The organism is Bradyrhizobium manausense (assembly GCF_001440035.1).
GTDB classification, from domain to species: domain Bacteria; phylum Pseudomonadota; class Alphaproteobacteria; order Rhizobiales; family Xanthobacteraceae; genus Bradyrhizobium; species Bradyrhizobium manausense.
The window spans coordinates 49,537-58,423 of the sequence record NZ_LJYG01000047.1; the positions used below are offsets into that span (position 1 = coordinate 49,537).

At 64.7% G+C, this 8,887-nt stretch carries 12 protein-coding genes; 6 read left to right on the top strand and 6 right to left on the bottom strand.

Going from position 1 to position 8,887, the window contains the following annotated elements:
- Window positions 1–9 precede the first annotated feature (9 nt).
- The gene (locus tag AOQ71_RS11435; RefSeq protein WP_018316343.1) at window positions 10–597 is read left to right on the top strand and encodes a GNAT family N-acetyltransferase; all 588 of its coding nucleotides are present in this window, start codon (window positions 10–12) and stop codon (window positions 595–597) included.
- A 122-nt stretch (window positions 598–719) separates the two neighbouring features.
- Window positions 720–1,370: a hypothetical protein gene (locus AOQ71_RS11440; protein ID WP_057746080.1), complete on the top strand. Its 651-nt coding sequence runs from the start codon at window positions 720–722 to the stop codon at window positions 1,368–1,370.
- Window positions 1,371–1,575: 205 nt separating this feature from the next.
- Here the strand turns inward: AOQ71_RS11440 and AOQ71_RS11445 are convergent, their stop codons facing one another.
- The 5 genes from AOQ71_RS11445 to AOQ71_RS45015 all read right to left on the bottom strand — a co-directional run bounded on the left by AOQ71_RS11445 (window position 1,576) and on the right by AOQ71_RS45015 (window position 4,203).
- A complete protein-coding gene (locus AOQ71_RS11445) occupies window positions 1,576–2,061 on the bottom strand; it encodes a F0F1 ATP synthase subunit B family protein (RefSeq protein ID WP_057746083.1) in 486 nt (161 codons plus the stop codon).
- 5 nt (window positions 2,062–2,066) lie between these two features.
- Complete coding sequence (locus tag AOQ71_RS11450; RefSeq protein WP_057746086.1) at window positions 2,067–2,633, bottom strand: F0F1 ATP synthase subunit B; 567 nt, start codon at window positions 2,631–2,633, stop codon at window positions 2,067–2,069.
- A 49-nt stretch (window positions 2,634–2,682) separates the two neighbouring features.
- A complete protein-coding gene (locus tag AOQ71_RS11455; protein WP_018643436.1) occupies window positions 2,683–2,910 on the bottom strand; it encodes a F0F1 ATP synthase subunit C in 228 nt (75 codons plus the stop codon).
- A gap of 53 nt (window positions 2,911–2,963) precedes the next feature.
- The gene (locus tag AOQ71_RS11460) at window positions 2,964–3,713 is read right to left on the bottom strand and encodes a F0F1 ATP synthase subunit A (protein WP_057746088.1); all 750 of its coding nucleotides are present in this window, start codon (window positions 3,711–3,713) and stop codon (window positions 2,964–2,966) included.
- Window positions 3,714–3,828: 115 nt separating this feature from the next.
- On the bottom strand, window positions 3,829–4,203 hold the full coding sequence (locus AOQ71_RS45015) for an AtpZ/AtpI family protein (RefSeq protein WP_057746092.1): 375 nt from the start codon (window positions 4,201–4,203) through the stop codon (window positions 3,829–3,831).
- Between the two features lie 113 nt (window positions 4,204–4,316).
- Here AOQ71_RS45015 and AOQ71_RS45915 point away from each other — a divergent pair, with 113 nt between their 5' ends.
- The 3 genes from AOQ71_RS45915 to AOQ71_RS11480 all read left to right on the top strand — a co-directional run bounded on the left by AOQ71_RS45915 (window position 4,317) and on the right by AOQ71_RS11480 (window position 5,714).
- Window positions 4,317–4,544, top strand: a complete 228-nt coding sequence (locus tag AOQ71_RS45915) for a hypothetical protein (RefSeq protein WP_057746095.1) — start codon at window positions 4,317–4,319, stop codon at window positions 4,542–4,544.
- A 42-nt stretch (window positions 4,545–4,586) separates the two neighbouring features.
- Entirely contained in the window at window positions 4,587–5,105 is a 519-nt protein-coding gene (locus tag AOQ71_RS11475; protein WP_057746814.1) for a hypothetical protein, read from the top strand.
- Window positions 5,106–5,237: 132 nt separating this feature from the next.
- Window positions 5,238–5,714, top strand: coding sequence for a secondary thiamine-phosphate synthase enzyme YjbQ (locus AOQ71_RS11480; protein WP_057746097.1), 477 nt, complete (start codon window positions 5,238–5,240; stop codon window positions 5,712–5,714).
- Between the two features lie 70 nt (window positions 5,715–5,784).
- Here AOQ71_RS11480 and AOQ71_RS11485 read toward each other — a convergent pair whose 3' ends face one another.
- Window positions 5,785–7,488, bottom strand: a complete 1,704-nt coding sequence (locus AOQ71_RS11485; protein ID WP_057746100.1) for an MFS transporter — start codon at window positions 7,486–7,488, stop codon at window positions 5,785–5,787.
- A 303-nt stretch (window positions 7,489–7,791) separates the two neighbouring features.
- Here AOQ71_RS11485 and AOQ71_RS11490 point away from each other — a divergent pair, with 303 nt between their 5' ends.
- On the top strand, window positions 7,792–8,463 hold the full coding sequence (locus tag AOQ71_RS11490) for a response regulator (RefSeq protein ID WP_057746103.1): 672 nt from the start codon (window positions 7,792–7,794) through the stop codon (window positions 8,461–8,463).
- The last annotated feature ends 424 nt before the right edge of the window (window positions 8,464–8,887 follow it).

The window sequence follows — 8,887 nt, forward strand, 5'->3', positions numbered from 1 at the left end:
AAGCATCACATGGCCCTGTTTCGCCTGCCCTCCAGTGGACCTGCCGCTCTCGCCCCGCGCGGCAACGGATTGTTGCTGCGCGCCCCGCAGATGTCGGACTTCCTGCAATGGGCGCATTTGCGCGAGACCAGCCGGGATTATCTGACGCCGTGGGAGCCGATCTGGCCGTCGGACGATCTGACCCGCTCCGGCTTTCGCCGCCGGCTGCGGCGCTATTCCGAGGATATCGCCGCGGACCGCTCCTATCCCTTTCTGATCTTCCGCGAGCTCGACGGCGCCATGGTCGGCGGCATCACGCTCGCCAATGTCCGCCGCGGGATCGTCCAGGCCGGCACCATCGGCTACTGGGTCGGCCAGCCCCACGCCCATCGCGGCTACATGACGGCAGCGCTGCGGGTGTTGCTGCCGACGCTGTTCGGCGAGCTCAATCTGCACCGGGTCGAGGCCGCCTGCATCCCCACCAATGCGCCGTCGATCCGGGTGCTGGAGAAGTGCGGCTTCTCCCGCGAGGGACTGGCGCGCCGCTATCTCTGCATCAACGGGGTCTGGCAGGACCATCTGCTGTTCGGCCTGTTGCACGAGGATTTCCGCGGCTGAGCTGAGCCACCGGGCGCGCCGAGATCACCCACTTTTTGCTGCCTTTTGATCGCCGATTTTGGCGATATAACCCGCACAAGCCGGCCGATCGGCCGGGACGTTGTTATGGAGTACTGCCGTTCATGAATGAGCTTCGGTCATTGCGGAAGGCGCTGCGGCGGGGTCCGGTGATCGCGCTGGCGCTGTCGGTGTCGCTGGCGGCGGTCTCGCCTGTTACCGCGCAGTCGTTGACCGACCGTTTCAAGAGCCTGTTCGGCGGCAAATCCGACGAGCCTGCCCAGCCCAAGCCGGCGCCCGCGCCAGGCGCGCCCCAGGCCGATGACGAATATGATTGCCCGCAGGTCACGGTGCGTGCCGGAGCGTCGACCTACGGCGTCGGTGCGAACGGCAAGCCGGCGGTCGGCAATGACGTGCGCTTCCAGGCCTCGATCTCCAAGATGGCACGCGAATGCATCCGCAATGGCGGCGAAATCACGGCGCATATCGGCATCCAGGGCCGCGTCATCGCGGGCCCCGCCGGCGCGCCTGCGACGGTGGAAGTCCCCTTGCGCGTCGCCGTGGTCCAGGGCGGCGTCGGCGAGAAGGTGATCGCCTCGAAGGCCTACCGCACCACGGTCCAGATGACCGAGGGCGCCAGTGTGCCCTTCACCTTCGTCGCCGAGGACCTGTCCTACCCGCTGCCGTCTCCTGCGGTCGCCGATTCCTACATCTTCTATGTCGGCTTCGACCCGCAGGCGCTCTCGCCCGAGCCGAAGGCGCGGAAGAGGAAGTAGCTCGAGGTCTCGTGTCCAGGACGCCATCAGCGCGTTTACGCGCGTCTGCGACACGCTACGGCAGCGCGTAAGCGGGGCGGTGCAGAGCCGGGGCCCAGAACCCGCGGATTGCATGCCGCGCCGCGTCCGGGACAAGAGAGCCTTCAGACAACAAAAAAGCCGGCGCGATCAGCGCCGGCTTTTTGATTGGCCGAGGATGAACCCCTCAGTTCAGCTTCTGGCGAACCTCGGTGATGCCCTTGGCGAGCAGATCGTCGGCGACCTGGCCCTTGACCGACTGCGACAGGATCGTGGAGGCGGCCTGCACGGCGGCTTCCGCGGCTGCGGCGCGGACATCGGCCAGCGCCTGGGCCTCGGCGAGCGCGATCTTGCTCTCCGCGGTCTTGGTGCGGCGGGCGACGAAGTCTTCCATCTTCGCCTTGGCCTCGGTCGCGATGCGCTCGGCTTCGCTCCTGGCGTTGGCGATGATGTCGGCGGCCTCGCGTTCGGCCGAGGCGCTGCGGGCCTTGTAGTCGGCCAGCACCTTGGCGGCTTCCTGCTTCAGGCGCGTTGCGTCGTCGAGCTCGGCCTTGATGCGCTCGGCGCGCTTGTCGAGCGCCGACATCGCCGACTTGAAGACCCCGAGATAGCCGAACACGACCATCAGGATCACGAAGGCGACGGCGACCCAGGTTTCAGGATCGAAGAACATATCGACTAACCCTTCAAGGACGCATCAACGGCGGCATTGACCGACGCCGCATCCGGAACGACGCCGGTGAGCTGCTGCACGATGGTGCCTGCCGCATCGGCCGCGATGCTGCGGACGTTGCTCATGGCGGTCGCGCGGGTCGAGGCGATGGTCTTCTCCGCCTCGGCGAGCTTGGCCGCCAGCTGCTCTTCCAGGGCCTTGCGCTCGGCTTCCGCCTGCGCATTCGCCTTGTCGCGGGATTCGTTGCCGATCGCCTGCGCCCGCGCGCGCGCCGCAGCGAGCTCGCTTTCATAGGCCTTCAGCGCCGCCTCGGACTGATCCTTCAGCGCCTGCGCTTCAGTGAGGTCACCCTCGATCTTGTTCTGACGCGCCTCGATCGTCCCGCCGACCTTCGGCAGCGCGAGCTTGGACACGATCACGTAAAGCACGACGAAGAAGATCGCGAGCGACACCAGCTGCGAAGCAAAGGTGCTGCTCTCGAACGGCGGAAAGCCGCCGCCGTGATGACCGCCATCGGCTTCGGTGTGGGCGTCGGTCGCCGGAGCTTTCGCCCCGCCATGACTCTCGGCCATGGAGTACTCCTGTTGCTGTCACGCGCCGCTTNGCGGAAGAAGTCGTTCTTTAGAAAACGAACAGCAGAAGCAGCGCGATCAGCAGCGAGAAGATGCCGAGCGCTTCGGTCACGGCGAAGCCGAAGATCAGGTTGCCGAACTGGCCCTGAGCGGCCGACGGGTTGCGGACGGCTGCGGCGAGGTAGTTGCCGAAGATCACGCCCACGCCGACGCCCGCACCGCCCATGCCGATGCACGCGATGCCCGCGCCGATAAGTTTTGCTGCTGCCGGATCCATTTTAGACTCCTTGGAAGAAAGATTGGGTTGTGGGTGGAAATTCCCCGGACCGCTCAGTGTCCCGGATGAATGGCGTCGTTGAGGTAGATGCAGGTCAGGATCGCAAACACATAGGCTTGCAGGAACGCGACCAGGATCTCGAGGGCGTACAGCGCGATGGTGAGCGCCAGCGGCAGCACGCCGCCGACCCAGCCGATGGCGCCGAGCGAGAAGCCGAGCATGGCGACGAAGCCCGCGAACACCTTCAGCGCGATGTGGCCGGCCAGCATGTTGGCGAACAGACGGATGCTGTGCGAGACCGGCCGCAGGAAGAACGACAGGATCTCGATGAACATGACCAGCGGCAGGATGTAGCCGGGGACGCCGTGAGGAACGAAAATCGAGAAGAATTTCAGGCCGTTCTTGGCGACGCCGTAGATCAGCACGGTGAAGAAGACCAGGAGCGCCAGGCCTACGGTGACGATCAGGTGGCTGGAGACCGTGAAGGTGTAGGGGATGATGCCGACCAGGTTCGAGACGCAGATGAACATGAACAGCGAGAAGATCAGCGGGAAGAATTTCATGCCTTCCGCGCCGGCGGTCGAGCGGATGGTCGAGGCCACGAACTCGTAGGAGATCTCGGCGACCGACTGCAGGCGCCCCGGAACCAGCTGCGCGCCGCTGGCCAGCATCAGGAGCGAGATGATGACGACGGCCACCAGCATGTAGAGCGATGAATTGGTGAAGGCGATCGTCTGATGGCCGATATGGCCGATCGTGAAGAGAGGCTCGATGTTGAACTGGTGGATCGGATCGATTTTCATCGGCGCGGCATCTCTTGGTCTGCCGGACGGGCCGGCGTGTCTCGATTTCTGCCGGCCGGGCCGGCCCGCACCGGGGATCCCGGCGCGACAATTCCTCTCCGTGTGCGGATTGGCCTTACGAACCCCCACGCCTGTTCTGACCTGCGCCCGCCGACCTCACCACATTCACCACGCCGGCCACGAAGCCCAGCAGCAGGAACACGATAAATCCGAAGGGCGACGTCGACAGCAAGCGGTCGAAACCCCAGCCAATCCCCGCTCCGACAGCGACACCGGCGACCAACTCGGAGGATAACCGAAAACCAAGCGCCATCGCCGAGGCTCTGGCCGCTCCGTCTCCACCGTCACCTGCGGGTTGCTCGGTCTTGACGTGGCGGTCGCGAAATTCGGACAACCGCTGATCGAGACTTCCGAGCCGTTCGGAAAGCGCAGCTTCCTCGGGCGATCTATCGCGATCTCCATTCCCGCTGTGTCCCGTGTCTTGAGCCATGCCACGAAGACCCGAACGCTGCGGTTGAATGGAAATTACGCCCGCCACCCTCAAAAGCCGCGCGGACCATACTGACCGCACATAATCAAGTCAAGCCAAGTCACGATCGCGTCGTGATCAGCTATATGTTTGATTTTGCTGGAGATATCGACCCGCGCGCGAGCGCCGCACACAGCGTGACGCCGCACCGCAGCAGCTCGCCGCGTGATCTGCCGCTGCGGTCGACATTTCGCCGCGCTCTCGGGATCAAAGGGATGGCCGTCATCATTGATTCCACAAGGCGCGGTTTAGGCGGCGGATTCGCGCGCGCCGGCGATGCGCCGTCGCCCGGCGGGGTGTAGAATTCGATGATGTGCCACCTGCGCGGCGTGGCGGAGAGCACGATGAGACCTGCAAAACCATCCACAACATCATGGTGCGCGGCGGCCATCGTCGTGGTGACCGCTGTCAGCGGCAGCCTGGTTGCCGCGCAATCGGCGCCCGACGGCGAAAATGGCCGCTACACCATGACGCCGATCCCCGAGGGCGTGTTGCGGCTCGACACCCGCACCGGCACGGTCTCGACCTGCAGCAAGAATGGCGCTGGCTGGGCCTGTTACGCCGTTCCCGACGAGCGCTCTGCACTCGACGCCGAGATCGGCCGCCTTCAGGCCGAGGTCGAGAAGCTCAAGGGGCAGCTCGCCGCCGGGCCCACAGTCTCCGGCAAGATCGACGAAGCGCTGCCAAAATCCGACCCGCTGCAAAAGGCCGAGCCAAAGGTCGCCGAGGGCGAGCGCAAGCTCGAGATTCCGCTGCCGAGCGACCAGGACCTCGACCGCGCGATGTCGTTCCTGGAAAGGGCCTGGCGCCGCCTGATCGACATGGCCAACCGCGTGCAGAAGGACGTGTCGGGGAAGATTTGAAATACCACGCGGTGCCGTAGGGTGGCCAAAGGCGCATCGTGCCGTGCCCACCACCTGGACATCGTCGCACCGATTCGTGGGCACGCTCCGCTTTGCCCACCCTACGGCACCCTGCACGTTGAGAGACCGTCGATGACATCGGCCAAATCCATCACCCGCTCCACGCCATCATCGGTGCAAGCCACCACGATCGTCTCATCGCTGCTGCTCACCGTGCCGACAAAGGGCCGCGGCTTCACCGATCTCACCAGCGAGGCCGCAAAATTCGTCCGCGAGGCCCACGCAGGCGACGGCGCGCTGACGCTGTTCATCCGCCACACCTCGGCGTCGCTGACCATCCAGGAGAACGCCGATCCGTCCGTGCTGGTCGATCTCACCACCGCACTGTCACGGCTCGCGCCGGAAAGCGTGCCGTGGACACACGACACCGAGGGGCCGGACGACATGCCCGCGCACGTCAAGACGATGTTGACGCAGACCTCGCTGCAGGTGCCGGTATTGGGCGGCAAGCTCGCGCTGGGCACCTGGCAGGCGATCTATCTCGTCGAGCACCGCAGCCGTCCGCATCGCCGCGAGATCGTGCTGCAATTCATCGGCAGCAATCAATAGCCCCGGAAAAGCAAACCGGCCGCGGATCGCTCCGCGGCCGGATGTTGTGTCAGCGTCTTGCGACGCGCGATCAGGTCTTGGTGATGTCGACGTCCTTCGTCTCGGGGACGAAGAAGAAGCCGACCACCGCCGTGATAGCCGCGAAGATGACCGGGTACCACAAGCCCGCGTAGATATCGCCGCTCGCTGCGGTGATCGCGAAAGCGGATGCGGGCAACAGGCCACCGAACCAGCCGTTGCCAATGTGATAAGGCAGCGACATCGAGGTGTAGCGGATGCGGGTCGGGAACAATTCGACCAGCATCGCCGCGATCGGGCCGTACACCATGGTGACGTAGATCACGAGGATGAACAGCAGGCCGATGGTCGCCGACACTTGCGGACGGAAGATGTCGAACGGATTCGACATCTTGACGATGCCCGCGTCACCCGGCTTCGGATAGCCCGCCGCCTGCACTGCCGCGGTGATCGCGGGGTTCGACGTCTTGGCATCCGTGTAGGGCACTTCCTTGTCGTTGACGACGATCTTCACGGCGCCCGCCGGCCCCGGAACCGTGGAGTACTTCACAGACGATTGGGCGAGGAAGGCGCGTGCCGTGTCGCAAGGCGCCGTGAAGACGCGGGTGCCGACCGGGTTGAACAGATCGCCGCAGCTTGCGGGATCCGCCACCACCTGCACCTTGACCGTCTCATAGGCCTTCTCCAGCGCCGGGTTGGCGTTGGACGAGATCATCTTGAAGATCGGGAACAGGGTCAGTGCACCGATCAGGCAGCCCGCCAGAATGATCGGCTTGCGGCCGATCCGGTCGGACAGCGCGCCGAACACCAGGAAGAAGCCGGTGCCGAGCAGCAGCGACCAGGCGATCAGCAGGTTGGCGGTGTAGCCGTCGACCTTCAGGATCGATTGCAGGAAGAACAGCGCGTAGAACTGGCCCGTGTACCAGATCACCGCCTGGCCCATGGTCAGGCCGACCAGCGCCAGGATCACGATCTTGGCGTTGCTCCAGTTGGCGAAGGCTTCGGTCAGCGGCGCCTTGGAAGTCTTGCCTTCCTCCTTCATCCGCTGGAACACGGGTGACTCGTTGAGGCGCAGACGGATCCAGACCGAGATGCCGAGCAGGAACACCGAAACCAGGAATGGAATGCGCCAGCCGCCCCAATAGGCGCCCGGAGCGCCGGCAAAGCCCGGCTCGCCAGTCGCGGTGCGCGTGAACAGGATCACCAGCAGCGACAGGAACAGGCCGAGCGTCGCGGTGGTCTGGATGAACGAGGTGTAATAGCCGCGCTTGCCGGGCGGCGCGTGCTCGGCGACATAGGTCGCCGCGCCGCCATACTCGCCACCGAGCGCGAGGCCCTGCAGCAGGCGCAGGCCGATCAGCAGGATCGGCGCCGCGATGCCGATCTGCGCGGCACCCGGCAGCAGGCCGACGATGAAGGTCGACAGACCCATGATGAGGATGGTGACGAGGAAGGTGTATTTGCGGCCGACGATGTCGCCGATCCGACCGAACACGATTGCGCCGAACGGACGGACCAGGAAGCCTGCCGCGAAGGCCAGCAGCGCGAAGATGTCGCGCGTCGCCTGATCGAACATCGGCTTGCCGTCGGCGCCGGCGATGGTGAAGAACTGCGTGCCCACGATGCCGGCCAGCGATCCGTAGAGATAGAAGTCGTACCACTCGAAGACGGTGCCGAGTGACGATGCGAGGATGACGAACCGCTCATCCTTCGTCATGCCGGTCGACCGAGCCGACGTTGCAGCTAGTGTGGACATCGTGAATGCGCTCCCCGTATCTCGTTTCCTCGCGTCCCGGTCCGGGCATGCCGGATCAACCCAGGTCTTGCCCCCAAGGTAACATCGGCGTGAAACCTGCCCCAATACGACTTTCGGCCTTCCGCACTGACGCGCAACTGACGGTGGTGACTTATAGCGCCGCGCGGTCGCGGGCGGGTTGCGGATTAACCCCCTTTCGGCAAAGGAATAATGTGCTCTTGCATGCCACGGCCGGGCGGGGAAGAATTGACCATCGTGCCTATCAGGATTACTGGCGCTGACATAAACGACAGCAAGAGATCGATGAACGCTCCCTCCACCCATCTCGTCATTGCCGATGACCATCCGCTGTTCCGTGATGCGCTGCGGCAGGCGGTGGCGGGCGTTCTCTCGACCGCGAAGATCGACGAGGCCGGATCGTTCGACGATCTGACCAAGCTTCTGGAACAGACTTCGGACGTCGACCTGGTCCTGCTCGACCTCTCGATGCCCGGCATCTCCGGCTTTTCCGGCCTGATCTATCTGCGCGCGCAATATCCGGCGATCCCCGTCGTGATCGTCTCGGCCTCCGACGACAGCGCCACGATCCGCCGCTCGCTCGATTTCGGCGCCTCCGGCTTCATCCCGAAGCGGTTTGGCGTCGAGACGCTGCGCGATGCCATCCTCAAGGTGATGGAAGGCGACGTCTGGGTTCCCGCCGACACGGATCTGACGGCCGCCGCCGACCCCGACATGACCAAGCTGCGCGACCGCCTGGTGACGCTGACGCCGCAGCAGGTGCGGGTGCTGATGATGCTGTCGGAGGGATTGCTGAACAAGCAGATCGCCTACGAGCTCGGCGTCTCCGAGGCGACCATCAAGGCGCATGTCTCGGCCATCCTGCAAAAGCTCGGCGTCGAGAGCCGCACCCAGGCCGTGATCGCCGCCGCCAAGATCGCCGGCGGCCAGTGGAAGCAGGGCACGCCGACGGGGTAGCTACCGGCTGCTGGAGCCCGGATGGAGCGGCTTGTCCCCGTCGTAGCGCGCAGAGCGAAGGTGGAAAGCGTAATCCGGGCAAAAGGCTCGACCGTCATTTCGGGCGCGCGACTTGTCCGCCGAAGCCGCAGAGCGAAGCTGGAAGCAATCCAGAGTCTTTCCGCGGAGGGATTCTGGATTGCTTCGGCGCAAGAGCTCCTCGCAATGACGGGCTTTTGATGGAGTGCCTCACAACTTCTCACAGGTCCAAACGGGCGTCGCGCGTAACACGCTGATAGTCAGTTGCGTAGCTGCAACGAGGCGCTCATGAGCCAGGATGCGTGTCCGACAGCGACATCAGCAACTAACAAGGAACCAGGACCATGACACAGATGATCGATCAGCATCGCCGCCAGTTCCTCGGCATCGCAGCCGCAGCCGCGGC